The sequence below is a fragment of the Bacteroides sp. AF39-16AC genome (assembly GCF_003602735.1).
Taxonomy (GTDB): Bacteria; Bacteroidota; Bacteroidia; order Bacteroidales; family Bacteroidaceae; genus Bacteroides; species Bacteroides uniformis.
On sequence record NZ_QTLN01000002.1, the window covers coordinates 52,976 to 77,465 of the forward strand.

Below are 24,490 nucleotides of genomic sequence, written 5' to 3' on the forward strand. Positions count from 1 at the left end.
AGATTCTTATGTTTGGATATACAGTATTTTTAAAAATCGGCAATCTGGCAGCTACATCGCTGACGGATATGTATAAGGACAGCTATCAATTGATAGGGTGTGAATTTGGCTTCGCCCAAGGTATTGATTTTAAAGGTCAGGTACAAACAGAAGTTAAGGGAGGTACTTTCTATGTAACTTACCCTCATCTGCCTAACCGAGACATGATTCAGTGGATGTTGGATGCCCGCAAATATCAGAGCGGAGCTATTGTCGTTCATGATAACCAAGGTTCCGCTCTTGAAAAGATACTCTTTGAGAAAGCGACCTGTGTAGATATGGAAATCAGCTATATCCGGCAGGGAAAGAGCTATATCGCGACTAAACTTACCGTACAAGCACAGAAGTTAATGTTCGGTACAGAAGAATTTGAAAATCAGTGGGCACTCTAAAAAAGAAAATGTTATGGGACTTTTTAATTTTCCGCAAGTGGACAGCAACGTGAATGTAATATTCTGCGTTGATGGTGACGAGTATGAAGTCGAACAGTTCAAAATCGGCTTTCACCAGCCTGTTGATGGTAATAAGAATCAACCTGAAGGTGAAGTTCGTGGAGGGCGTATTATGATAACATTGTCACAAACCGTTAAAAATAACATCTACGGATGGGCAATCAAGCCTTGGGTAAAAAAGAACGGGGCAGTATTGTTTAAAACTGGTACGTCTGGAGTAATATTTGAGGTAACATTTACTAATGCTTACTGTATAAGTTTAAAGCGTTCAATAGGTATAGCTGTGGGATTAAATACAACTATAATATTATCTCCAGAAAGTTTGTGCCTAAATGGAATAGATTTTAATAATCAATGGGTTAAATAGCTATGAAACAATATTCAACAAAAAACTATATAACAAAAGACGAATTCTACCGTATGAATAAAGAGGAAGAATTTTATACAGGTTTTGTAATTGGGTTGGGCTATGCTTTTGTTGAGGATTTACCAATAACATATTTACCTGAAGACTTGAGAATTAATTCTTTAATGTCGAATTTTTCTGTTCAAAGAGTAGATTATTCTGATGAGGCTTATGTTCGGAGTTTGAATTTAACTTCTGAGCAAATAAAAAAAATAATTTGTACTTCTAATAATAATGGAACCTATAATGTTGCTATTGATTTTTTACATCATAAAGTTATTAGTGACTTATCAGAAGTTAGGGTGGATTTTTATGAAGATGGTGATATTATGAAAATAATAATTGAAGTTCATGGTGAAAGTTATGTTTTTCCACTAGTGGATTTTAATAAAAGATATGGACAACTTATTAGTGAAGTAATTGGGTGTATAGATTTTTGTAATTCTTCTATTGGGTTTGGAATAGATATTTTTAAAAATAATTATTGGAGTAATCCAAAATTCAAAAAAAATATATCAAATAGTATTTGTCAATCTTTACGAAGAAATGGGTATAAAATTAATGCCAGTCAGATTAAAAGAAAATTTATTCCAAGAGCAATAAATGCAGGAAATCGGTTTTCTCAATATATTGGAGTTTTTTGTACTATTGGATCAATTTATGTTGAAAAAGAAGTAAAAGTTTCTGATATATATTCTATAGCTGTAGCTGCAAGTACATTCTATCCTGGAGTAGGTTGGGCTTTTGGTGGAGTAATGTTTGCAGCTGATTGTATAAGCTGTCTGATGTCAGGAAAAACAATTGGTGAACATTTGGATGATATGTTTGATGATAATGGAGTAGTTTTCGATTTGAAAAAATATATAGACAGATTAGATTTTGCACCTAATTCATTATCATTAGATGATATGAATAATAAGTATAAAAGTACAACTCCTTTTTATGAAATGGAATTCGTTGCTCCAAGGGATAATACTAGATTTGAAAATCCTTATATAAAAAAGAATTGGTGATGATAATAGTAGATTATATATATTACAGGTTGTATAGAATGTATAAGAAGTATAACGAACCTGCTAGGTTTTCTTCTAGTTTAATGTTTGGTATGTTAGGAGTGATCTCATTTTTTTTTGTTTCTATAGTACTTGATAAGTATCTTTTCGAATTTTATTTTTTATCGAAAGATTATGAACTAATACATGCTATTATAACTGTTTCATTAATAGGTATTACTATCACCATTTGGATTTTCTTAAGATATACACCTGCTAGAACATCTGATCTTTTGAAGAAATTTAAGGGGAGTATATTGAATAAAATCATACCCAATTGGGTTATAGTTGCATTGCCTTTATTAGAGTTTTTATTAGGCTTGCTTTTATTAAAAACATTTTTATAATCACTTTACTGTTTGATAATGGACATTCAATATAAAACAATAATTATTTATTCAGTTTCAAATGATCAATCGAAGAGGTCATTTGAGGAAGAACTGGAGAAATACGGACTGGAACGGGTAGGAACGCAAGACATCTTCGCCCTCCCCTTAGAGGAGTATCGTACTAAGGTACAGGCATTCAAAGCCTATCTAAGGGCTTATTCCCGTAAGCATCTGGACAGCCAGGACACAGTCTTGTTTGTGGAATCACGTATGAATGAAAATCGTACACTGACCACTATGCTTCAAACAGATTTAATGAGAGATAATGAGTAAATAATATAGTATGAGTGCACAATCATATATCAAATTATGGACTGCTGAGCCATCGGAACATGAAGATGTTCAGGCTTATTATCTATTGGAATATGAATATGACTTCAGTCAGGATGCTGATAAGACTGGACGGGTAATCGGCAATATGCAAGGCGGAAAGATAGGTGTTATAATATCAGGCTTTCCGACTGATGATTTATTGGCGTGGATGCTTAGTTCGCAAATCCATAAAAATGGAGAATTAATGAATTCTTCAGGTATTCTTGGAAGTCAGAAAGAAGTTATACGCTTCAGGGGTGCACAGTGTCTTGAAATGAATGTCCACTCTACAACCAAAGAATGTCGGACTAAACTTCTGATTCATTTTAAGGAAATGGAAACAGGAGATTCGTGCTACTTAAATATGTGAATGTTATGAGCTGGTTCAATACCCTATTCAAAAAGAAAAATGTAATGGGAAATGATGACCATTACATAATGAAATTGTGTGTGGGTGAAGAAATATATGATATTGAAGACTTCAACCTGCAATTTAAGCGTGATACTAATCGTATCGGTTTTCCGGAAGGGGAAGCATACGGTGGTATCATTATGTGTATGTTACAGGGAATGCCTGGTGATACCCTGTTAAGATGGGGAACTTTCACACAAACATATATGAATGGGGAGATACGAGTATATCAGAAAGACCAGCCCAATCAGCAGGCTGCATTTGTAGCTCACTTTACGGATGGTAATTGCATTCAGTTCCAACGAAAGGTTGACAATGTCAATCATAAGCAATATATACTTATAAGATTTGCTTCACGATTGTTGGTGTTTATTAATGATGAGTTTGAAAATCAATGGCGTTAGTAAATATGGAAACAAAATTCTGCAAATTACCTTTAGACTTTGGAGCATTGTTGAGCGAAGATGTCGAGAATAGCCGTCTGGAGTCCTGCTCGGAAATAGAGTCTATTGATCAGTTTATTGAACTGTTGATTAGTACAGCTCCGGGTGAGCATACCTTTGACAAGAAGTTTGGCTGTAAGATTTTTTATCTTGACTTCGAAAGTATTGTGTCACATACACGTTGGGAAGGACAGTTCTCCGAATATATCACTACAGCTGTTACCACATATGAAAAGAGACTGACCAATGTCAGTGTGCGTGTAATTATAGACGACACAATGTTGCAGGACAGTATGTATGAAACATCAAGTATAAAGAAGAGAGTTCAGGTTTATGTATCTGGAAATCTGGTTCGTACAGGAGAAAGAAGGACATTCTATTATGTGATTTACTTAGGACCTATTTCAACACGATAACAGTATGAGTGAAGAAAAATACAATAAAGAGCAAATCAGGAATCGGATGCTGAAGTATGCAGCAGCATTTTGGGGTATAAAGAAGGTGGAAAATTTCGATCCGGTGGTCAAACTTATGTTGGAGGCTCTGGCGAATGAGGTTTACACACTCGGAGAGGATTTTACAGCAATTGAAACCAGACTGTTGGAAAAGACAGCCCACATACTTACACCAGGTATGCTGGCATCACCATTCCCTGCGCATGGCATTGTACATGCTTCCCCTATTGATCCTGAATACTTGATAACACGTGAATCTGGTATGTATTATGAAAGTGATGTGTTGAACAGAAAACTTTCCACAGGCACGCTTTCATTTTATCCGGCCTGTGATATGATATTGCGCAAGGTTGAAGTCAAGTATATAATATCCGATGATCTGCTTTATGAAGTCAGTCATACTTTGGAGAAGACAATGGTAGCCCGTAGCGAGGTTAAAATGCCGTCAGACTCCGTGTGGATTGGGTTGACTGTTGATGAAGCCATCAACGGACTGGAAAATCTGTCATTTTATCTTGACTTTCCGAATTTAACGGACAACTATGAATATCTGTTCCTGCTACCTTGTACAGAATGGTATATAGATGGAAAAAGGATTGATATGCAGAAAGGCATTTATCAGAAAATGATACCATCCAGACACTCTGCTTATAGTTTTTTCCAGAATTATGATATAATGGTTATGATAGATAAAGAAGTGATGGATATATACAACAAGCATTATCTTACCATTTCCCAGCAGCTTGTTATAGATGATAAGGATAAGGTCTCATTTCCTGAAGAGCTCACAGATTATTTCAAGGAGTCTGTCGTGGATAAAATGAAAGACAGGCTGATATGGGTAAAGGTGAGTTTCCCAGCACATTTTACACCAGATATATTAGAAGACCTGCATGTCGGAGTAAATGTTGTACCTGTAGAAAACAAGTTACTCCATGAACAAAATACGAATATAGAAGATACATTTAGGGTAATTCCATTGCGTACAGGAAAAAGTGAGTCTTTATTGGCAGTGCATAGCGTGAAGGACTCTAATGGCAAAAACTATTACGAGCTGATGTTTCAACAGGAAAGCAGTATGGAGGATTGTGGAACTTATTCTTTGAGAAAGGGTGGCTGTGAACGTTTTGACTCCCGTTCGGCAAAGGAACTTCTTGTATATCTGCTTGACTTGCTTGATGACGAATCACATGCTTTTTCTGCCGTTTCCAGTGCAAAACTACAAGCGTTGGTTGGTCAGATGGAGCAATTGATGGAGCAAATGAAGCAGATAACAGAGCAAATGAATGAAACAAGGGAAACACCTTATTATTTAATGATAGACTGTATGAATGGGAACGGACAGATAACGGTGAAATACTGGACTACGAATTGCGAGATTGGTAACCAGATACAAGCCGGAGTCGAGTTGTCCCCTAATACCAATACCTATGTGAATCCAAAAACATTGGCACTTGTCAGTACGACTTATGGAGGCAAGCACTCTCCTAAAAACAGGGAACAAATAGAACATTACAAATATGGTTTTCTTTCTCATGGACGTGTTCTTACTCAGAATGATATAGCCAGTTTCTGCAAGAAAGAACTGGGAGAATTATTATTACGTACTAATATTCGTAATGGGGTGGCAATCAGTCCGATGCCCCATGAGGGATTGATACGTACAAAGGATGTTCATCTGATTCTGGGAACAAGATTGGATGAACCATTACAGGAAAAACGGATGAAAGACAATCTGCTTACCAAATTGGCAGCCTGCTCTCCGGATACTTTTAACTATAGGATATTTATTGAATATAATAACGCATAAACAGATTTTATATGAATCCAGTTGCACTACATTTTGTATCATCGTATTTGCTCATGCCTCTCCTTACCATAATATTTGGAGTTGTAGCATATTTTATTGCCAGGAAAAACAAACTGCTTAATAATAAGAGGCTTATTGTATATTTGCTTCTGAGTGGTATTGTACTAGCGTTACCGGGACTGGCGGGTTTCATGAACTATAGCTTTATGCCTTATATGTATATTTTATTGGTTGTAGTTTATTGGATTGCAGGATATTACAACAGGATGGTATTGAGAAAAGTCTTTTCATCCTCCAGTAATGAGCAACCTTCATTTGTAATCCAATTTCTGATTACAGTATCGGTTATGTTGTTTGGAGCCGGTCTTTTTTCATTGGTTTTCAATCTTTGTAATGAACTGCAATATGGAATATGGGCATCCACCTGTCTGCTTCCTTTTTCATTTCCTTTATTATATGCACAGACTGTTGACTGCTATTTTGCGATTCCTTTGGAAATCTATAAAGTCTGGAAGTATTCAGAGGAGTATGATTCGGATACTTTGTATATCAATCGTGATAAGAGTATTGTGATTGATGTGGAGGTCTTTAAAAGTGTAAATGACCCGGTTGCTGAACGAATTACCGGAAAAGCCTCGGAGGATGTCATATTCGGACAGTGGTTTCAGCGTATGATAAATGACTGTAATCTGAAGTCTCCGTCAGCTCCAATTGAATATCGTAATGAAGGTGGAACTTATTACGAATGGGTATTTTATACTAAACCGTCTTTCTTCAGAAGGAGATTCTATATAGATCCGGAGGTAACACTTGCAGAAAATAAGCTGAAAAGACATGATGTGATTATTGCCAAGCGTGTAGCAAACGAATTGGTAAAATATAGAGAATATTAATATTGTGGATTATGGCAACGAAACAGAATAAAAGGAAATCATATCCTCTGGTAAATTGGACAGACGGATTGCTTGTAAGGAAAAATCATTTGATGCAACTGGAAGATCATTTCATCAATCAGTTGTGTGAACATCAGTCGTATCATCTCAACAGAACAAACTATGGCTTTTTACCTTTCAGAAAAGGAGAACCTGTTTCCGGTGATTTCAGCATTACAGAGCTTGTTACAGGTACTCTCGAAGTCAGGTTGAAACGTTGTCATGCTGTTACTGCTGGGGGCTATCTTATAGATTATGATGCTGATGAAAATGAAGAACTGACAGCCAGCTTCCACATTTCTGTTGAAGATACTGATGATAGAGAACAGAAATGGGATGTGATATTGATGGCAGACCCGTTTGAAAGACAGCCTTCCGGTACTCCGGATGAAACAGAAAGTGTACCCAGACAACCGGACGCATTGCCTAAATATCGCCTGAATGTATTGCCGGCAGGACAGGTTGATGGAGGGGAACTGGGAAGATATTATCTTGTAATCGGCCGATTGCGTAGGAATGGAAACCGTTGTGAAGTGGATGGAAATTTTATACCTCCATGCTCCAGTATGTCAAGTCATCCGGATCTGAAAGGTTATTATGCGAAGTTCGGTCAGCTTATAGATTCGATAGAAAAGGCTTCTATTGATATTCTGGCAAAAGTAGAGAACGCAGAGAAACAGACTGAATTAGCAGCAAATATAGGAATGTTATGCCGTCATGTAATGTTATATATATCTGATATATACTTTTCATTCCGTAACGAAGGACAGTATTATTCGCCTATACGTTTCTTAAATGTATTTTCGACACTTGCGCACCGTTTATATATCTGTCTGGGCTTTATGGGTAAAGAAGAGAAAGAAGATTTGTTGAAGTATTTTTATGAATGGAATGGTGTCAAGCCCGGTGCTTACGAAGGCGTGCTCCGTGAAAATTGTGGAATGCGTTATGACCACCATGATATTCGTTTGCTGATGGTAACGACAGAGCGCTTTCTTTACCTCTTTAATGATTTGTGGACTACGTTGAGCCGTCTTGAGTATATCGGTAAACATAAGGAAAACATTGTTGTGGCTGAGCGTTCACGTCAATCTAAGGAAACCACAGAAACACGCTGGAATATTCTGGATTAGTCTGTACTTAAACAGTTTTTTGTATGGTAAAGGAAATAGATAACATAGTGAATTTTGATGAGAGTGTGCATGCATTCAATCAACCTGATACTGATTTCAAGGCTGAAGTTGTTGCCAGTGGATTGAAAGAACAGGGTTATGATGCAGAACGGACGCTCATTTTAAGGCGTGGGGATATAAGACGCGGTTATTCAAAGGATATTCATGATATACATTCAGAATATTCACACTATGACTTGACCGATTATCTTTATCTGTATGTAAACAGGCGCAGTCTTTATGACATGTTACCTGAGTCTATATTTCATCGTAACCTTTATCAGACAGGAAAAATTTCAAAAGAGCAGGTCCTGGAGGAGATTCGTATCCATCGTGATGAAGAGTTCTTCGCAAGAAGATTTTTCAAACCTTTCGAGATTTCCTTGGATTATATGCTGGTTGCTTTTCAAAACAAGGAACGGCGTATTGATGAAATGAATGTTCATCGGGATTTTATAAATATATTCTCCCGGCAATGGCCAGTCCTTGATTTGCTTCCCGTCCATTTAGCTGTAATGCTGATACACATGCTGACCTATCTGGAACAGATAACAGTAAGTACGGAGAATATAGGTAAATGTATGAGTATACTGATGGAAGTACCTGTATCCTTGAAAAAGGGTGGGAAATGCGTTACGGAAGTTGATCCGGACATTGTTCCGAAATTAGGTGAGTGTATTTTGGGAGATAATATGGTAATTGGCAATAGTTTTGATGACGGGACTTATGAAATGGAACTTGAAATCGGTCCTATCTCTGCGTCCAGAATGGAAGGTTTCTCTCCGGGAGCCAAAGATTATCAGATATTGCAATCTTTGGTTGAGCTTTTTTTGCCAGCCGACAAAATAATAAATACACGTTACATCATCCAGCAGGAAGACTCCCGTTTCAAGCTTGGTTGCTCTTCTGAGCAAGGGACTTTTTTAGGAATAAGTAGTTACCTGTAAATAAAAAAATAAAAGTATGAAACCTAGGAATAATCCAGAAGTAAGAAAAGCATATTTGAAGTTTGCCGCTTATTTAATGGCTTGCGTCATATTTGCCGTTTTAATTTTTGCCTGTTTCTTAAAGACATCAGGCGTTGAGGTTAAAAGAATAACAACGAAAACCCAGGAGTATGACCGGGTATATACCCGTGAAATAGCCCTTTCAAATAGTGTGGATTCTGTCTACCAATATATGAAACTGATGAACACTTCTCCACAGATTAATGATGTATTACTTCAGGGAGTAATCAGTACAAAAAAAATGAATATCCTTAAAAACATACAGGATATGGAAGAAAGGGACTGTAAATTGTACAGACAACTGCTTGGAAATATCAATCTGTTCTTAGGAGTTAAGGATTCTATCCGGTTACTGAAAATCCAGGAGGAAATGGTAAAAAATGATTTGATGCAATGTATCAAGGATAATTGGAAGACTCGTAGGAATCTTAATGTAGGCTCTGGTAATAACAAATAAAAATAGAGGATTATGGACAATAATAGAAATAACCTGAATAAACGGGAAGTCTTTATGGGACATGCCTATGTATTCCTGTTCTTTATCATAACAACTGTAATATGTTGCATTAGTATATTCATGTGGAATTCAGACTTCAGTATGTTTGAGCAGAAAGAGTTTGTAAAAGTAAAAATGAACCGTATAAAGGACTATCAACAAGAACAGGCAGATCATCAAGTTTCTGTTGATTCCTTGTTTCGTAAGATAGAGAAGTTTGAACCGGGCGTATATGCTCAATATGAAGAAGATGATATTCGTTATCTGATAAACAATCTGAAAAACACATACGAAAAAAACAACTGGGATAAGAGGTATAAGTTGTTTATGCACATTGCTGATTTTTACGACATGTGGTTGTCGGATAAAAAGCAATTGTGGAGTATTCAGCAGAATATCATTACGTTCAAGGCAAATTTGGAGGAATGTGAAATTGGATTGCAGAAGAAACTCGAAGATCTGCGTTCCGGTACAAAAAAATAAATATTATGGGAAAGATTTATACGCGTAAATTTATGCTTGTTATAGGAGCTTTGCTGCTTTGTATAGTACTGGCTCTATTAATACGATTGTTGTTCTCAAGCAGGACAATCAGGATGACATTAAATCCGATAGAGGTAGAAGTCGGCGAACCTGTTCACTATTCAGACAGTACACGTAATGCAAAAAAATGGCTTTGGGAGTTCGGCAACGGAGACAAGTCAAACAAGCAAAGCGGGGAATATATTTTTATGGAGCCGGGACGTTATCAGATACGCCTCAGAATAGATGATGCGCTGGAAGAAAGCAAGATTGTAACTGTAAGAAGAAAAAAGAATGATTATGGAAGTGAGCAGTTGGTGAAAATTGAAGCCCCGTCAACTGCTATGCAAGGTGAGATTGTTACATTCAGAGGGTATGGTGTATCTAAGGAATGGAGATGGCAGTTTGGTGAGTCTGGTATTGTAGACTCAAGGGAGCAGAATCCATTATATTCTTATTCTGAGCCAGGCAAATATGAGGTGCAGCTTATGACTGAGAATACCCAATACCCGATAAGACATACGATTGAAGTCATTCCTCAATATACCGAAAATGATTCAACAGACATATTAGTGGTTATAGGGAATGATATTCGTGAGCATTTGCAAGCTATCGTGGATGGAAAGCCATTCAACACTCATTATAACTATATATTGAAAAAATATTTGTGCGGTAATCCTGATGTGGCTGTCACTATAAATAATAACAAAAAGAATGATTTCTATTCTTATTGTCAAGGTCTGAAAATAATTGCCCGTAAAAAGACACTTATTGATGATGTATTTGTAGATATGGGTGATGATCTAAATAATGAATGTGTTATGCAGCTGATGGTAACTCAGCACGAACGGTTTTCAGAACAAAAAAGGTAAGTTATGAAAAGAAATAGATTGTCAAGTCTGTTCCATGCCGGATGTCTGTGCAGTTGTTTTATCGGTTTGATGGCAGCATGTGGTCCGGTAAATCGTTTTACGAGGGTAAAGAAAGTACCTCGTGAGTACGTGAACAATTATTGTATAGAAGGATTAAAAGCACCACGTGATTTTGCAGTATTCAAGGGGAATCCGTGGATTGTATTTGCTCAGGAATCTTCCTCTTCTTACATGAGTCCAAGTGGAAAGAATGAGATGGATAATGTGGAGTATATGGATGCGTTTCTGGTCATAAAAGAGAAAGGTGACTGGTTGAAGCTGATAAAATATGATCCGTCTATCTTGAAGAATGGCAGATTAAAGGAGTGGAAAAAGGCGAAATATGTCGGTTGGATTAACAAGAATGAACTTTTGCTGACAAGGAATGGTATTACGGATGTCATGACAGGATTTAAAAACAAGATGGTTCTGTTGCCATTTGATACCACAATGTTTGTAAATGCCGAAAAATATTTTGCAAATGATTCCATAAAGCTATACGGAAACACAGACTTGACCAAAGAGATTGGTAAAATTCCAATGTATAGTCTTGTGTATCCTTACAAGAAAGCGGTAGATGGAACACATATACTTGTCGGTTGTAGTCCTATGATTGATGCAGACAGCATTGATCTAAAAACTATAGGATGGATTGATAACAGATTGTTGACATCTTCCGGACAGCAGTTGCACATAGATGTAGCGTCATTGCCTAAGGACGTTTTCACTACGATTGATAAAGAAGAAGGAGATACGATAAGCTTATGTGCCTCTGAAAGAATCAAAAGCCGAAATTTGTCTGTACTTAATCCGGCTATAAAATATAGTCCGGTACTTTCTTATAGTGAAAATGATACAACACTATGCTTCCGGACTCATCTTCCTATGCCGGTTATTGACAAGGGAGACAGTTATGTCTTGAATGTAAATGGAAATCCAATCTATTATGATACTTTTAAGAACAAAATCGAACAAGATTTACAACATATCAATATAGTATTTGTAGTGGAAGGGAAAGATATTACCATTGAACGTTTCCCGGCTTTGGTAAATGCAGTTCAAAGTTTGCAGTCCGTTCTGGTAAACGATGAAAGTTTTACATTCAGGTTTGGAGCGGTACTGACTTTTAATGAAGAAGGCGGCTTGAACGATCCTATCTGTAAATTGACCCCTGATTATATGGAGATGCTTGATTTCCTTTCTGCCAAAGCTAAAAATTCGGAAAAATTGAAACCTGTATATGGCAGATTTGGAAGTTGGTCTGGGGTAAGAATAGGTGTAGATATGTTCAATCATCATAAAGATGAAACGAATGTATTGGTCGTAATTGGTGATAAAGGCTATAATACAGAGTTCGCAGACTCTGCCTTAGTGAATCGGATGGTAAAAAACAATTGCCGTTTGTTGGGATTCCAACTGTACGGGGGCGAGCCTGATAATTTTAACAATTTTGTACTTCAGCTTGGAAATATGATTGATTGTTATGCTCCACGGATCAGCCAGAAGAAAAGAGAACTGATGGTATATCCGGATTTGATACGGAATGGCAATGAATATATGGAAGTAAATCATAATACTTATTGTCTGGACTTTCCAGATAAAAGTATGACTCAGGGATGGCTGGTATTTCCACAGAAGAATGAATCTTTGGAAATGGAAAGTCTGACTCAGGCTGTAGATTCCATGTTGTTGCAAGTTAAACTTGATAATACCATATTGTACAACCAATTGGAAAGAGCTTTTGCGGAGGTCGGTACAAATCGGCATAAACTTGATTCAACATTTGTAGCTTATCATCATATAAAGAAAACTGATAAACAGTCCATAATGTCAGCTTGTCCTTCTATAGAACCTGGATGGTCGCTTCCATTATCTCCTGTTGTATTACCTGACAGTCTGTCTTCTACATTGGATTATTATTTGCTGGTGAATGAAGATGAATTTAAACGGCTCAGGAAATATATAGAAGAACCAGCTAAGTTAGTGATTGATTATAAAGTTGAACTTGTAAGAAAAAAGAAACAGGCTAAGGTTAATATCTGTGATTGTCCGGAAGACTATATAACAGATAATAACGATGAAACAGCTATTAGTATAAAGAGAGACAGCCTGAATGTTCCTGAGTATGCTTCAACTCGTCGTGTCAGAAGAAAGCTGATACGGCATTTCCTTTCTGAGAGAAATACAGATAAGTATTGTAAAATTAAAAGGAAGGCTTCCTTGAGAATGCCTATATCAGAATCTTTACGAAGATTTACGTCATGTCCGGTGGACTATCCGTTTTTTGAGGTATATCGGATTAAGGACTTGAAGAAAAAGGAGATGATTACCGATGTAGAATTGGACAAACTGATTGAATATTTTAAGGAAAAGAAGAAACTGTTGGACGAAGCTGCCGGTAAATCATTTCAATCCAATGGACAGACGTATTATTGGATCAGCCGAGATTTGTTACCATAGTCATTCATTTGAAAATTTATCATTATGATATACCAAGCAATATTGAAAATCAGAGGCAAAGAGATACCGATACTTTATTATAGTTATCGGTGTCATATCCAACATTGTGATGATCCTAATTTAAGGCGAATCATACAACTTCATATTGAGGCTTGTGAAAAGATAGGTAATCGTGAATACTTGCCTGTTGAAGGAGACCTGATTACACTTATGTTTGAATGTAGTGGTGACGAACAGTTCTTTTATGACTGGCTGAATGAAGGAGTCATGCATAATGGAGAAATCCATTTTGTATATAATGAAGTGGAGATTGCTGATATTTTTCAGTTTTGGGATTGCTTTTGCTTGAAGATAGAGGAAAGTATGAGTGCGGTGAATTCTCCGATGGTAATGACCGTATATATGTCACCAGGTATTATCAAGAGGAATAATCTGGTGCCTAGGGAAAAGGTTTGGAAAGTATCTGAAGTTTCACAGCAACAACTAGTTCAGGCTGTATCCGAATCAAATGAAGAAAAGGTAGCAGAAATAATAGAGGTATATTGGAAGGATTTTGAAGGGAATATTATTAATGAGTTACCTTATAATGAGGAAGTAACTCTTTATGCTAAAGTAAAAAATGCAAAACCTAAAGATGAGATTTCATTTTCAATAAAAGATGAAAATGGAAATAATATTATAACTATAGAAAATTGTATTATAAATAATAATGGAGAGGCTATAGTTCCTAATTTTTCGTTATTTAAATATTTAGGAAAATGAAATATATTTTAAAAGCAGAAGTAAAAAGCTCTGGTCATTCTTTAGAAACGAATATTAACTATAAAAAAAAATGTGTAGTTGAATTTGATGTGAGTGAAGATTTTCTTTTAATAAATCCTGTGGGATTTGATAAGTATAATAAAGAAAATTTGCCATTGAAAAATGAGGTGGAATTTAAGAATATATATTCACCTTGTAATATTTGTGGTTATGAATATTATTTTCCTTGGTTAAGTATTAGAGTAAATGAGAAAGTGAAAATGAGAGTCAAATTTAGAATAATTAATGGGGAATTTGATAAAATTGAACCACAACATGACGCATTTAAATTTGAACCATCAGTTTTTACAAAAGACACAAAAGAGGTGATTGTAACATGTATTAAACCAATAGAAGTAGAATCACAGATAAAAATATATGCAGATGATGTTTTGGCAGGAGGCATTAATGTTTACCCCAATAAAAAAGTAAAAAAATGTAAACTACGTTTGATATATACCCAAATAGGTAATAATTGTATTACTTATGAAGATATTTCATTAAAGTTGATAGAAAGGTATCTTAAATCAGCGTTTAAAGCTTCAATGATTGATTTTTCAATATTGAGTAGTGTAATATTTTCCGTTAGAAAAATTACAAAAGAGGAAAGAAATAAGATAAAGAAAATGCTAAAAAATAGAACTAAAAAAAATAAATCGTCCAATAATGAAACTATAAAAAAAGACAAGGAAGAATATTGGTCTCTTTTAAATTTAATGCAATTATTTAGATTTTGGGAGAATATAAAAGAGCAAGTAGTACAAAATGGTACATTATTTGTTAGTGCCCTTTCTACCTTTTATGAAAAGGAAAATCAAATAGATAGTGATACAATCTATTTGTTTTTAACAAATTTAGCAAATTACTCAGAACGTGGATTTGTAAATGGAGGACATTTGCCAGGATCGAGATATTGCTGTATGTTTTTGGGAAATGATGTTAAAATGACGGATAAAGAGATTCCACATGAACTTATGCATGCTTTGGGATGCAAACATATATTTCCTGAAGAAGATAAAGAAAAGGAAGCACCCTTTATTTTTAAACAAGGTTCTACCAATAATTATATGGATTATCATAATGCAAATGAATTTATAAAAGTTTTTCAAACTATGAAATTTCAATGGGATCAAGTTCAGAAATCAAATTTTGTGAAATAATTAGAATCTGTATAATATTTATCTGTGTAATATTTTACAGTTGTAAAACTACTTTTTATACAAATAAAATTACTTCTATGAATTATTATACGTATAATGATTCTCTCAATAACAGTGAATATTATATTGATATTAATGATTGGGAAGATAAAATAGTAAAGGAGGGAAATTATGAGAAAAGATTGGAGCGTATTATATATACAAATAGTGGAAATTTAAATATTATGGACACTTGTTATTTATATCATCTATATAATGATTCGACTGAAATTAGACGCTGTATAACCTATGATTCTAAAGGAAGAATTAATAAACTAAAATGGTATTGGAAAGATGTTCCTATAGGAAAGGAATATCATTATAATGATGATATAATAGTATATAATTGGGATGAGGGATATTATTTATCAGGAATCCAGGCATTATGTTTAGTAAAAGAAAAGTATAAAGATTTTTTCTGTGATTCATGTCCTTTATACATTTCTAAAAAACATTATAAAAGAAAGAATATTTATATAATTTCATTTTATCATAATATTAGAGGGTTAACGTCTGTAAAAGTTGATGGAAAAACAGGTAAAGTTTTTGGTGAACGTTATAATTTAAAAGTATATTATTAAATTTTAAATGGGAAATATGTTGTCATCTAAGCTATCTTTTAGATATTTTTTATCTATAATAAATGAATATGATTATACTATGAGTTATATGGAGAACGTAGTTCGGAACTTCACAAAAAAGTATCCCAGCTACCTTATTCATAAGAAAAGCGAAGACAAGATAAAAGCCTTCTTAACCGACAGTGTGAAGGTCCAAGTGGAAAGCTTTGTGAATGCGGAGGCAAAGAACGTGACGGTGACCGAAGTGCGGGAAATAGCAGACCTGGTAGCGGAATACGAGGGTACGGAAAACTCGTCCCCTTATGGACTCCATCTGGCGGATGTCCCTTCGTTGGGAAATACAGGAGTGGAGCTTGCCATGAGCGTGGATACAGGTGTATCGGATATCCGTCCCGTCAATGTTGCCAAGCCTGTAGGTACGTCAGGAAAACCCAAGATAATGAAACGTAGTGTCATCCGTGTAACCATGGAGTTGGAAGTGTTGATGGAAACCAAGCAGTATTTGCAATTCCTGCAACAGATTCCGGATTTGTTAGGCTTACATGAATTCCCTAATTTAAGATGTCGTGTGATATACAACCAAAAAAAGGTAACAATCAATGAGGAATCAGCCCCTATTGAGGTAAAGGTTGTAGATAATAGAAAGTATCAACGTTGGTTTATTGTCTTCACATTATTGATGATATGTAGTATTGGTGGCATTATAGCGTTGTTCTTTTCTATTCCGAACTTGTATAAACAGGATATTCATTTCTTGCATAACGACACGATTCATCAGGATTTCACCATATCCAATAGCCGCATTGACTTGGACAATGTAAGTCTGATAAAAAATGGCGGTAAAGATACGCTTATCATTAAAGACAAGAAGATATTCATTTCTAAATGAGGAAATATGGAAGATTTGATACATATACATACCATAAAAGGAATGTTGTCCCAAAGTGGCTGTCCGGAAGATTTGCTGGAACATTATCTGAAGTTTCTTCAAACAGGAGGTCAGCAGGTACAGATAATCAGAGGAGAGGTGAACGTGATGTTCCAAAAGGAAGAACAATATCGGAAAAGAAGAAATGAAGCCATGAGAGGAAGTGTTACTTTTTATAATAAAGATAAGGGAACAATTGGAAGTTCTGATACTGGTATATTTATCGGTATGGAGTTCATTCAATCTTGTTTCCAACATGGAATTCCGGCACGGATGTCTAAAGTGCGTAGGGAACATGGGAAAGTGATGGAGATTGAAGTGGTATTTGGAGTATAAGAAAAGATTGTCTTACAGATAGTATTGCAGGAAATAATTGTTTGAATTACAAACTAAATGTTAAGAGTGTCATTACAGAATAAAATCCTTTTGGGGTATTTGTTATTAGTGGCGGTTATCAGTAGTATGACCGCCATTTTGTTGCATGAACGGAAACGGATGCATGAAATAGAAGCAGAGACCACGGAAATTCGTAAAATCCGTAAGGATATAAATACAGTCCACCGGCGTATTACTGAGCTGGCAACACATGGTGAATCTGTCATTACATGGAATGAAACTGATTTCCGGAAATACAGAAACCAGCGATTGAGTGTTGACAGCCTGCTACAGGTAATGAAGCAATATGTGGGTGGTTTTGTGCATACGGAACAAATAGACACTCTTTGTAATTTGCTTGAAGAAAAGGAAAATCATCTGCTACATATTATGGAAACTGTTGCAATACAGAGAAAGACGGATAGTCTCTTGGTGAATCATTTGCCGGAAGTGGCCAGAAGAGCGACCCGTGTAAGGATTGTTACACAAAAGAAAAGTGGTATAGCTGGATTCTTTGGCGGCAAGAAAAGTGTACAGGTTCTGCCTTCTGCTCAGGAACTGCATGCTTTCAGTGACAGTCTGATTGCCTTGCAACGGATACATACTGTAGAAATGGAAACTTATGCAGACAGTCTTCGTTCCAGGAACCGTACTTTGAACCGTGAGTTGTCGCAGCTGATCAGTAGCCTTGATAATCAGGCACAGGCGGTATTTACTCAAAAAGATCAGAAAATAGCAGAAGCACAGGATTTATCTTTCTTCATGTTTGCCATAATTATAGCATTTGCAATTATTCTGCTGTTGATTTCTTTTCTTATCATACGTTCTGATTTGCGTAAGGAAGAAAGGATTAAATCCAGGTTGAACCAGGTTATTAGTGAAAATAAAGAATTGCTGGAGATGCGCAAGCGCATTATCCTGACCGTTTCACATGATATACGTGGCCCTCTTGGAAACATTCATAATTGTGCTGATTTGGCATCACAGACCCGTGAAAAGAAAAAACGTGAATCATATCTGGAGGATATACGTCATTCCTGTCATCATATTCTTCATTTGGTCAATGATCTGATGGATGCTTATCGGATTAATGAAGTCGGTGATTTGCGTAATGATTTACCATTCGATTTGAATCGTTTTCTTAAACGTATTTCTGATGAGTTTTCCCGTAAGGCTATTTCTAAGGCTTTGATTTTGTACGCGGTACATGAGAATTGTAGTTTAACAGTGAAAGGTGATGCGGACAAGTTGGAACAGGTTCTGGCTAATTTACTGACAAATGCCATAAAGTTTACTCCATCGGGAACCGTTAATTTCCATTCAAGATATTCTGATGGGAAACTGAATATTGAAATCAAGGATACTGGAATCGGGATGGATGAAGAAACGCTGAAAAGAATCTTTGCTCCATTTGAACGTGCTGCACAAAATATCAACTCAGAGGGATTTGGTCTTGGATTATTCCTGACAAAAGGCTTGGTAAAGGTTTTGGACGGAACAATGGATGTGGAAAGTGAGCTTGGTAAAGGAAGCGTATTCAGACTTGAATTTCCCTTACCTGAAACGGATGAACCTGCAGAGGAAGATAAACAGGATAATAATCAGATATTTATGCTTCCTAAAAAGGTACTTGTTGTGGATGATGACCCGATACAGTTGAAAATAGCGGAAGACATGCTTGGCCGTAATGGTATAACCTGTACTACATGTATGAATATTCAGGACGTTGTTGCTGCTCTGGAGAAATCGGATTATGATATAGTACTAACGGATGTTCAGATGCCTGAAACTGATGGGTTTGGTCTTTTGAAACTGCTTCGTAATTCGGATATTGGCAACTCAAGAAGCATTCCTGTAGCTGTTATGACTGCGCGTAGTGATGGTAATACAGGAATATATGAAAAGGAAGGATTTGCAGGTTATATTCATAAGCCGTTCAATATTCATGGATTGTTATCTTTTTTATCGACTATCATATCCCATACAAGAGTCTCAAATGCCAGAGACTTTGATTTCTCCTGCTTATTGAAAGACATAGACGACAATGGATATATGCTGTCACTCGTTATTGATGAGTCCAGAAAAGAACTTGCTGAGATGGAATTAGCCTTGAAAAAGTATGACCGTGAATTAATGCGGAAGATTATTCACCGGATGATGCCGGTATGGGAAATGCTTGGTAAGGAACGTTTGTTGCGTGAATTCCAAAAGGAACTGCATAATAATGAAAGTGTTAATGAAATCATAGGGGAATATGCCTGGCAGGTTATTGACATTCTTGAGAAATTGATAAAAGAAACAGAAAAAGAACTTGGAAAATATGAAAATACTGATAGTTGAAGACAATATGATACTTAAGGGTATGATAGAAAAGTGGCTGCAAAAAGCCGGTTACGAAGTTCTGAGTGCTATTGACGAGCCCGGGGCACGTAGTATTCTGAAGAAACATGAAATCAGCCTGGTGTTGGGGGATGTACGTTTGCCTGAAGGGAACGGTATCAGCCTTCTGGAATGGATTATGAGTTGCGGTATGGAAATTCCTTTTATTGTTATGACAGATTATGCCTGTATCTCGGATGCTGTACGTGCAATCAAGCTCGGAGCTAAGGATTATCTGGAAAAACCTGTCCATCAGGAACAGCTTCTTGAATTAATGCACAGTATGTTGAAAAGTCCGGTTATAGTACGTAAAGAGCGTTCTTTTGTAGAACGTACCAGCGAAGCTGCACGGAAAGCTGCTTCTTTTGCCCGTCGTGTGGCACCATCCGACCTTTCAGTTATGATACTCGGTCCGAGTGGCAGCGGTAAGGAAGTGATAGCCCAGATGATACACCGTTATAGTGACAGACGTGATAAACCCTTTGTTGCCGTCAATTGTGGAAGCATACCTAACGATTTGCAGGCTTCTGAATTTTTCGGTGCAGTCAAAGGAGCTTTTACCGGAGCTGTTGCTGATAGGAAAGGGCATTTTGAAACCGCTAATGGAGGAACCTTATTTCTGGATGAAGTCGGCAATATGCCTTATTCCATGCAGATTCTTCTTCTTCGTGTTCTTCAGGAAAAGGAGTTTAATCCTGTAGGAAGTGACAAAGTAAAGCGTACGAATGTGCGTATAATTTCAGCTACCAATGAAAATATGAAAAAAGCTGTAGAAGAGGGGCGTTTTCGTGAGGACCTTTATTACCGTCTTGCTGAACTGGAAATTTTACAGCCACCGTTAAAGGAGTGCAAGGACGACATTCTTCCTCTTGCCGAATTTTTCAGAAAAGAACATTCCTATAGAATACATGTTAAGAATGAAGGCTTTACAGAAGAAGCGAAAGCATGTATGTTGGGGTATGACTGGCCTGGTAATGTGCGGGAACTGAGCGCAAAAGTCAAACGTGCGGTCATTGTTGCAGATAACGTATTGTTGGATGTATGTGATTTGGGATTGGATAATGTGGTTTGTGGTAGTAATCCGGAAATTTATATCATTCAGGAAAGGGAAAGGATACGAAATATGCTGGAAAAAAATCACGGCAATGTTAGCCAGACAGCTATTGAACTGGGTTGTAGCCGTACAGCTCTTTATAAGAAAATGAAGAAAGTCGGTCTGAAATAATTTTTTTTATTTTTTAAGGCGGTATATCAGTCTGCATACATTGTTGCGGAATGTTTTGGACTCATGCAGTACCCATTGTCCAGGCTGAATTCTTCCCGTAATGTTTATCCCACTTTTGTATGATATTGGAAGTAAGTATATGACCACTTCATCTGCGAGCTTGTATAGAAAAACTCCACTTACATAATCCGCACTCTTCTGATTCTCCACCTTCATGAAATAGGTGCAGTCGTTTCCGTGTCTTTCCTTGGCATCCATCAGATCAAGCATTCCATAATAAGGATACATGTTGAATACCGCCCGGTTTTCCCAATATGGGAAGCCGTTACGATCTGTCCTGAGCCATTCCATCAGCTTTTCATTTTCATCCGGTAGAAACCCATTCAGTGTGATGGGCATGATGACTTGTATTTTTGCCATACCTCTTGTTTATAAAAAAAGCATGAAACCCATGCATAGTTCTAAACAGGGGTTCTGGTAAAACCCATTACAAAAACTCGCATGGGCTCACGCTATAAGATATAGCATAAGCCTCACGCAATGGCCTTTGTAATTTTTGAAATTTACCAGATTTCTGTTTAGGGCATCTTGCGACTTATGTATATAATCAACGGAAAACATCCCGTAATCCGTCGTTATGTTCTATTTCAAATTCAAAGATAGGGAATGTTCCCTGAAAATCAAACTGATTCAGGACTTATTTGTCATTCTGTATCTATTCAGCTTTTCTTTTCTCCTCTTCTGCACTTTCTATTCCCAGCCGTTCACATAGTTCCGGGTCATTCTTGATACGTTCCATTTCATCGTTGATGATGACCTGGGCATCCGCCTTTATCTGGTCGTAGTTGCGCTGTATCTGCTGGAGCATGATGTCATTTCCTTCACTGTCTTTGAACGTGTTGATAACCGGGATTTTTTTGTAAGCCTTTTCTTCCGCACTTACTTTGGCATGGTCCACGATAATTTCCGCATGGAAAATCTTCTGGTCGATTTTCTCCCCGAAATTGTCAGATACGGAACCGACAAACGTCCCCTGTGAGAGGTTGGAAATCTTGGATGCAGGAATCAGGGAATCCAGTTGGGTGTTGATCGATGTGGAGACATCCTGACGGTTGATGGATATGGACTGCCGTTTTTGCAGAATCTTACCGAAACGTTCGGAAAGTGTCTTGGCCGTTTCACCTACCACCTGACCGCTGAATATGTTGCCGACTGTATTTTGAATCACCTTGCTTTCCTTTTCACCGTAGTCACGGTTAAGCTGGCTGAAGTCCTGAAATCCCAGACAGACCGCCACTTTGTTGGAACGTGCCGTTGCAATCAGGTTGTCCAGTCCTCGGAAATAGATGGTAGGGAGCTCATCTATAATGACCGTGCTTTTAAGCTGCCCTTTCTTGTTTATCAGTTTGACGATTCTGGAATTATACAGTCCGAGCGCAGCGGAATAGATGTTCTGCCGGTCCGGATTATTGCCTACACAAAGGATTTTAGGCTCCTTCGGATTATTGATGTCCAGAGAAAAATCATTGCCTGTCATGACCCAGTACAGCTGTGGAGAAATCATTCGGGTAAGCGGAATTTTCGCTGAAGCTATCTGGCCCTGGAGCTGATCCTGAGCCCCACCTTTCCAGGCATCCATGAAAGGGGAAAGGTAGTTCTCCAGTTCCGGATAGGAAGTCAATATGGTAAACAAATCTGAGTAAGGTTTGTTCAGCAGTTCCACGGCATGAGGGAACGTGCAGTAGATACCGCCTTTGAATATTGTAGGCTCGGCACTCGGCGCCTTGCCGCATTTCTGCGGTAGGTTTCCGAGAGCCTGCCCCCGAACCGTGCTTACATGTCTCCATGTACACGGCTCTCCGTTATAATTCAACTTAGTGTTATACATTGCCATGTATTTTAGCATTACATTCTGGACAGACTGCCAATGTTTTACGGTGCATTTTGAGCATGATGCGTTCCCATTCGTTCTTGCCTGTCAAGTCTTTCAAGGCACGAACATGGTGCATCACCGTTTTGCCATGCGCTCCGCATACCTCGCACTGTTCCGCCTTTAGTCTCTCAACAAGACTTGAGGCTGGCAGAAAATTGGTGTTTGGCATTATGTCGTATTTAGCATCACATTGAGCGTCTTTTCTCTTGAAACCCTCATTATAGAACACACGGCATTTGCATTGCCCTTTTGCATCCGTGTAACTGATTACAAAGTCTTTGTCTTTCGAGTATTTCTTTTTAATCTTCCGTACACTGCTGCTTTGCTTTTTGGCGATGCTTTTGTACATACTGTATTCCATAATATAACCGAACCTTTTGCAAAGAGTAGATACATTGTTCGCTATCGAGTAATAATTGTAGAATCCTCTTATCTCCTTATTGAATTGGGCTACAATATCCTCCGGCTTGCAGTTCATCATATAACTGCGTGCCTTTGGCTTCCAATCCTCCTTGCCATTGGTTTGTATAACCCTCATGGCTTTGTAGTCAATCAACTTGTTCTTGACCACCTCTCTCGGGAGTAGAAGTACAACCTTGCGGTTGAACATTCTTTTGAGCACTCCATTCTTATCTCTCTTGGTGGCTTTGGAGTTGCGTACGGTTATTTCATATCCCAGAAATTTAGCTTTTTCTTGTGCTTGGGTTATAAGCGTTTTCTCTGCCGACAGTTCAAGTTTTAGCTTATCTTTCATGAATTGTGTGATATTCGCTTTGATTTGCCCACATTCTTCATGGCTGCCGACAACCCCAATCAAGAAATCGTCTGCGTATCTGACATATTTCAACCGTCTGTACTCTTCATCCATTTCCATGACACAAGGCATTTGTTGCATCTGTCGGTAATACCCTTTGATTTTATCAATAAGGTCTTTCCGTACCTTTGTATCGGTTTCGGATTTCAGTTTCTTTTCCAGCTTGTTCTTACGGTCTTTAATCCGACGGTAATCCTTATCCAATCTTCTGCTTGCGCCTTTATTGAAAGATTGGGCGTATTCCTCCATGTACTTGTCGAACTTGTCAAGGTAAATATTAGCCAGTATGGGACTAATGATGCCGCCTTGCGGAGTTCCACTGTACGTGTGTCTGTATTTCCAATTTTCAATATACCCAGCGTTCAGAAATTTACGGATGAGCCTTATGAACCTCTCGTCCGCTATGCGTTCTTCGAGTATGCCAATCAGAACGTTATGGTCTATGTTGTCGAAGAAGCCTTTTATGTCCCCCTCTATAAACCATTTTGTTCCGAGAAACGTATCTTGAATTTGGGTTAATGCAGTCTGGCAACTCCTACGTGGTCTGAATCCATGTGAGGTATTTTCAAAACTTCCCTCGTATATGGCTTCCAGTATCATGTGTACCACTTCCTGCACCAACTTGTCTTCAAAAGACGGGATGCCCAACGGGCGTTTCTTTCCGTTCTTCTTAGGGATATAGACCCTTTTGGCTGGGTTGGGTTTGTAACTTTCGTCTCTAAGCTTGGAGATTAGATTTTCTATTCTCTGAATACTCATTTCGTCAACTGTCTTGCCATCTGTCCCAGCGGTCATATTGCCCTGTTTGGCATAGATTCGCTGGTAGGCGGTATAGAACATCTGTTCATTGAATAGAATACGATACAACCGTTCGAACTTATAGCCCGATACATTGCTGTGTTTCACTAAGTTGTTCAATACATTCTTTGGATTTCTCATAATGTCTCTCACATTTTCCTTTGATTATATTGATTATATAACTGCT

Annotated in this window: 25 protein-coding genes and 1 pseudogene; 23 read left to right on the top strand and 3 right to left on the bottom strand. The window is 37.4% G+C overall.

Annotated features, from left to right (window positions below; genetic code table 11):
• Nucleotides 1-8 precede the first annotated feature (8 nt).
• The 23 genes from tssD (DW039_RS02285) (at nt 9) to DW039_RS02395 (ending at nt 20,758) form a co-directional block, all read left to right on the top strand.
• On the top strand, nt 9-431 hold the full coding sequence (gene tssD / locus DW039_RS02285) for a type VI secretion system tube protein TssD (RefSeq protein ID WP_087247591.1): 423 nt from the start codon (nt 9-11) through the stop codon (nt 429-431).
• Between the two features lie 13 nt (nt 432-444).
• Nucleotides 445-858, top strand: a complete 414-nt coding sequence (tssD, locus tag DW039_RS02290) for a type VI secretion system tube protein TssD (RefSeq protein ID WP_120381644.1) — start codon at nt 445-447, stop codon at nt 856-858.
• 2 nt (nt 859-860) lie between these two features.
• Complete coding sequence (locus tag DW039_RS02295) at nt 861-1,910, top strand: hypothetical protein (protein WP_120381645.1); 1,050 nt, start codon at nt 861-863, stop codon at nt 1,908-1,910.
• The gene (locus tag DW039_RS02300; RefSeq protein WP_120381646.1) at nt 1,910-2,296 is read left to right on the top strand and encodes a hypothetical protein; all 387 of its coding nucleotides are present in this window, start codon (nt 1,910-1,912) and stop codon (nt 2,294-2,296) included. Before DW039_RS02295 ends, DW039_RS02300 begins: the two co-directional genes overlap by 1 nt.
• A gap of 18 nt (nt 2,297-2,314) precedes the next feature.
• Nucleotides 2,315-2,611 (top strand): hypothetical protein, encoded by a 297-nt coding sequence (locus tag DW039_RS02305; RefSeq protein WP_120381647.1) that lies wholly within the window; start codon nt 2,315-2,317, stop codon nt 2,609-2,611.
• 10 nt (nt 2,612-2,621) lie between these two features.
• On the top strand, nt 2,622-3,020 hold the full coding sequence (gene tssD, locus DW039_RS02310; protein WP_120381648.1) for a type VI secretion system tube protein TssD: 399 nt from the start codon (nt 2,622-2,624) through the stop codon (nt 3,018-3,020).
• 5 nt (nt 3,021-3,025) lie between these two features.
• On the top strand, nt 3,026-3,466 hold the full coding sequence (tssD, locus tag DW039_RS02315; protein ID WP_120381719.1) for a type VI secretion system tube protein TssD: 441 nt from the start codon (nt 3,026-3,028) through the stop codon (nt 3,464-3,466).
• On the top strand, nt 3,457-3,921 hold the full coding sequence (locus DW039_RS02320) for a GPW/gp25 family protein (RefSeq protein WP_120381649.1): 465 nt from the start codon (nt 3,457-3,459) through the stop codon (nt 3,919-3,921). The genes tssD (DW039_RS02315) and DW039_RS02320 overlap by 10 nt, the downstream gene beginning before the upstream one ends.
• A gap of 4 nt (nt 3,922-3,925) precedes the next feature.
• Nucleotides 3,926-5,770, top strand: a complete 1,845-nt coding sequence (locus DW039_RS02325) for a type VI secretion system baseplate subunit TssF (RefSeq protein WP_120381650.1) — start codon at nt 3,926-3,928, stop codon at nt 5,768-5,770.
• Between the two features lie 11 nt (nt 5,771-5,781).
• The gene (locus DW039_RS02330; protein ID WP_120381651.1) at nt 5,782-6,663 is read left to right on the top strand and encodes a TssN family type VI secretion system protein; all 882 of its coding nucleotides are present in this window, start codon (nt 5,782-5,784) and stop codon (nt 6,661-6,663) included.
• An 11-nt stretch (nt 6,664-6,674) separates the two neighbouring features.
• Nucleotides 6,675-7,835, top strand: coding sequence for a hypothetical protein (locus DW039_RS02335; protein ID WP_120381652.1), 1,161 nt, complete (start codon nt 6,675-6,677; stop codon nt 7,833-7,835).
• A gap of 23 nt (nt 7,836-7,858) precedes the next feature.
• A complete protein-coding gene (locus tag DW039_RS02340; protein ID WP_120381653.1) occupies nt 7,859-8,821 on the top strand; it encodes a type VI secretion system baseplate subunit TssG in 963 nt (320 codons plus the stop codon).
• A gap of 16 nt (nt 8,822-8,837) precedes the next feature.
• Nucleotides 8,838-9,338, top strand: a complete 501-nt coding sequence (locus tag DW039_RS02345; RefSeq protein ID WP_120381654.1) for a type VI secretion system TssO — start codon at nt 8,838-8,840, stop codon at nt 9,336-9,338.
• Nucleotides 9,339-9,350: 12 nt separating this feature from the next.
• Nucleotides 9,351-9,860 (top strand): type VI secretion system transmembrane protein TssO, encoded by a 510-nt coding sequence (locus tag DW039_RS02350; RefSeq protein ID WP_118165964.1) that lies wholly within the window; start codon nt 9,351-9,353, stop codon nt 9,858-9,860.
• Between the two features lie 5 nt (nt 9,861-9,865).
• On the top strand, nt 9,866-10,771 hold the full coding sequence (locus tag DW039_RS02355; RefSeq protein WP_118165966.1) for a PKD domain-containing protein: 906 nt from the start codon (nt 9,866-9,868) through the stop codon (nt 10,769-10,771).
• A gap of 3 nt (nt 10,772-10,774) precedes the next feature.
• Nucleotides 10,775-13,270 (top strand): type VI secretion system protein TssR domain-containing protein, encoded by a 2,496-nt coding sequence (gene tssR, locus DW039_RS02360; RefSeq protein ID WP_120381655.1) that lies wholly within the window; start codon nt 10,775-10,777, stop codon nt 13,268-13,270.
• 24 nt (nt 13,271-13,294) lie between these two features.
• A complete protein-coding gene (tssD, locus tag DW039_RS20845; protein ID WP_165853092.1) occupies nt 13,295-14,032 on the top strand; it encodes a type VI secretion system tube protein TssD in 738 nt (245 codons plus the stop codon).
• On the top strand, nt 14,029-15,231 hold the full coding sequence (locus DW039_RS21070) for a hypothetical protein (RefSeq protein WP_207810763.1): 1,203 nt from the start codon (nt 14,029-14,031) through the stop codon (nt 15,229-15,231). Before tssD (DW039_RS20845) ends, DW039_RS21070 begins: the two co-directional genes overlap by 4 nt.
• Nucleotides 15,232-15,308: 77 nt before the next feature.
• Nucleotides 15,309-15,851 (top strand): hypothetical protein, encoded by a 543-nt coding sequence (locus DW039_RS02375; protein WP_120381656.1) that lies wholly within the window; start codon nt 15,309-15,311, stop codon nt 15,849-15,851.
• Nucleotides 15,852-15,930: 79 nt separating this feature from the next.
• Nucleotides 15,931-16,740, top strand: coding sequence for a translation initiation factor 2 (locus DW039_RS02380; protein WP_371682731.1), 810 nt, complete (start codon nt 15,931-15,933; stop codon nt 16,738-16,740).
• Between the two features lie 6 nt (nt 16,741-16,746).
• Nucleotides 16,747-17,115, top strand: a complete 369-nt coding sequence (locus tag DW039_RS02385) for a hypothetical protein (protein WP_120381658.1) — start codon at nt 16,747-16,749, stop codon at nt 17,113-17,115.
• A 57-nt stretch (nt 17,116-17,172) separates the two neighbouring features.
• A complete protein-coding gene (locus DW039_RS02390) occupies nt 17,173-19,494 on the top strand; it encodes a hybrid sensor histidine kinase/response regulator (protein WP_120381659.1) in 2,322 nt (773 codons plus the stop codon).
• Nucleotides 19,475-20,758 carry a sigma-54 dependent transcriptional regulator gene (locus tag DW039_RS02395; RefSeq protein ID WP_120381660.1) on the top strand — a complete coding sequence of 428 codons (1,284 nt, stop codon included), beginning with the start codon at nt 19,475-19,477 and terminating at the stop codon, nt 20,756-20,758. The genes DW039_RS02390 and DW039_RS02395 overlap by 20 nt, the downstream gene beginning before the upstream one ends.
• Nucleotides 20,759-20,764: 6 nt before the next feature.
• Here the strand turns inward: DW039_RS02395 and DW039_RS02400 are convergent, their stop codons facing one another.
• The 3 genes and pseudogenes from DW039_RS02400 to ltrA form a co-directional block, all read right to left on the bottom strand.
• Nucleotides 20,765-21,178 (bottom strand): hypothetical protein, encoded by a 414-nt coding sequence (locus DW039_RS02400; protein WP_087247631.1) that lies wholly within the window; start codon nt 21,176-21,178, stop codon nt 20,765-20,767.
• Nucleotides 21,179-21,473: 295 nt separating this feature from the next.
• Nucleotides 21,474-22,520, bottom strand: a pseudogene (locus DW039_RS02405) (TraM recognition domain-containing protein); the annotation flags it as partial.
• Nucleotides 22,521-22,638: 118 nt separating this feature from the next.
• On the bottom strand, nt 22,639-24,444 hold the full coding sequence (gene ltrA, locus DW039_RS02410; RefSeq protein WP_087247634.1) for a group II intron reverse transcriptase/maturase: 1,806 nt from the start codon (nt 24,442-24,444) through the stop codon (nt 22,639-22,641).
• Nucleotides 24,445-24,490 lie beyond the last annotated feature (46 nt).

Excerpts from the sequence above, each read along its gene's own strand:
- tssD (WP_087247591.1), top strand. The coding sequence starts at position 9 with ATGTTTGGATATACAGTATTTTTAAAAATCGGCAATCTGGCAGCTACA.
- tssD (WP_120381644.1), top strand. The coding sequence starts at position 445 with ATGGGACTTTTTAATTTTCCGCAAGTGGACAGCAACGTGAATGTAATA.
- DW039_RS02295 (WP_120381645.1), top strand. The coding sequence starts at position 861 with ATGAAACAATATTCAACAAAAAACTATATAACAAAAGACGAATTCTAC.
- DW039_RS02300 (WP_120381646.1), top strand. The coding sequence starts at position 1,910 with ATGATAATAGTAGATTATATATATTACAGGTTGTATAGAATGTATAAG.
- DW039_RS02305 (WP_120381647.1), top strand. The coding sequence starts at position 2,315 with ATGGACATTCAATATAAAACAATAATTATTTATTCAGTTTCAAATGAT.
- tssD (WP_120381648.1), top strand. The coding sequence starts at position 2,622 with ATGAGTGCACAATCATATATCAAATTATGGACTGCTGAGCCATCGGAA.
- tssD (WP_120381719.1), top strand. The coding sequence starts at position 3,026 with ATGAGCTGGTTCAATACCCTATTCAAAAAGAAAAATGTAATGGGAAAT.
- DW039_RS02320 (WP_120381649.1), top strand. The coding sequence starts at position 3,457 with ATGGCGTTAGTAAATATGGAAACAAAATTCTGCAAATTACCTTTAGAC.
- DW039_RS02325 (WP_120381650.1), top strand. The coding sequence starts at position 3,926 with ATGAGTGAAGAAAAATACAATAAAGAGCAAATCAGGAATCGGATGCTG.
- DW039_RS02330 (WP_120381651.1), top strand. The coding sequence starts at position 5,782 with ATGAATCCAGTTGCACTACATTTTGTATCATCGTATTTGCTCATGCCT.
- DW039_RS02335 (WP_120381652.1), top strand. The coding sequence starts at position 6,675 with ATGGCAACGAAACAGAATAAAAGGAAATCATATCCTCTGGTAAATTGG.
- DW039_RS02340 (WP_120381653.1), top strand. The coding sequence starts at position 7,859 with ATGGTAAAGGAAATAGATAACATAGTGAATTTTGATGAGAGTGTGCAT.
- DW039_RS02345 (WP_120381654.1), top strand. The coding sequence starts at position 8,838 with ATGAAACCTAGGAATAATCCAGAAGTAAGAAAAGCATATTTGAAGTTT.
- DW039_RS02350 (WP_118165964.1), top strand. The coding sequence starts at position 9,351 with ATGGACAATAATAGAAATAACCTGAATAAACGGGAAGTCTTTATGGGA.
- DW039_RS02355 (WP_118165966.1), top strand. The coding sequence starts at position 9,866 with ATGGGAAAGATTTATACGCGTAAATTTATGCTTGTTATAGGAGCTTTG.
- tssR (WP_120381655.1), top strand. The coding sequence starts at position 10,775 with ATGAAAAGAAATAGATTGTCAAGTCTGTTCCATGCCGGATGTCTGTGC.
- tssD (WP_165853092.1), top strand. The coding sequence starts at position 13,295 with ATGATATACCAAGCAATATTGAAAATCAGAGGCAAAGAGATACCGATA.
- DW039_RS21070 (WP_207810763.1), top strand. The coding sequence starts at position 14,029 with ATGAAATATATTTTAAAAGCAGAAGTAAAAAGCTCTGGTCATTCTTTA.
- DW039_RS02375 (WP_120381656.1), top strand. The coding sequence starts at position 15,309 with ATGAATTATTATACGTATAATGATTCTCTCAATAACAGTGAATATTAT.
- DW039_RS02380 (WP_371682731.1), top strand. The coding sequence starts at position 15,931 with ATGAGTTATATGGAGAACGTAGTTCGGAACTTCACAAAAAAGTATCCC.
- DW039_RS02385 (WP_120381658.1), top strand. The coding sequence starts at position 16,747 with ATGGAAGATTTGATACATATACATACCATAAAAGGAATGTTGTCCCAA.
- DW039_RS02390 (WP_120381659.1), top strand. The coding sequence starts at position 17,173 with ATGTTAAGAGTGTCATTACAGAATAAAATCCTTTTGGGGTATTTGTTA.
- DW039_RS02395 (WP_120381660.1), top strand. The coding sequence starts at position 19,475 with ATGAAAATACTGATAGTTGAAGACAATATGATACTTAAGGGTATGATA.
- DW039_RS02400 (WP_087247631.1), bottom strand. The coding sequence starts at position 21,178 with ATGGCAAAAATACAAGTCATCATGCCCATCACACTGAATGGGTTTCTA.
- ltrA (WP_087247634.1), bottom strand. The coding sequence starts at position 24,444 with ATGAGAAATCCAAAGAATGTATTGAACAACTTAGTGAAACACAGCAAT.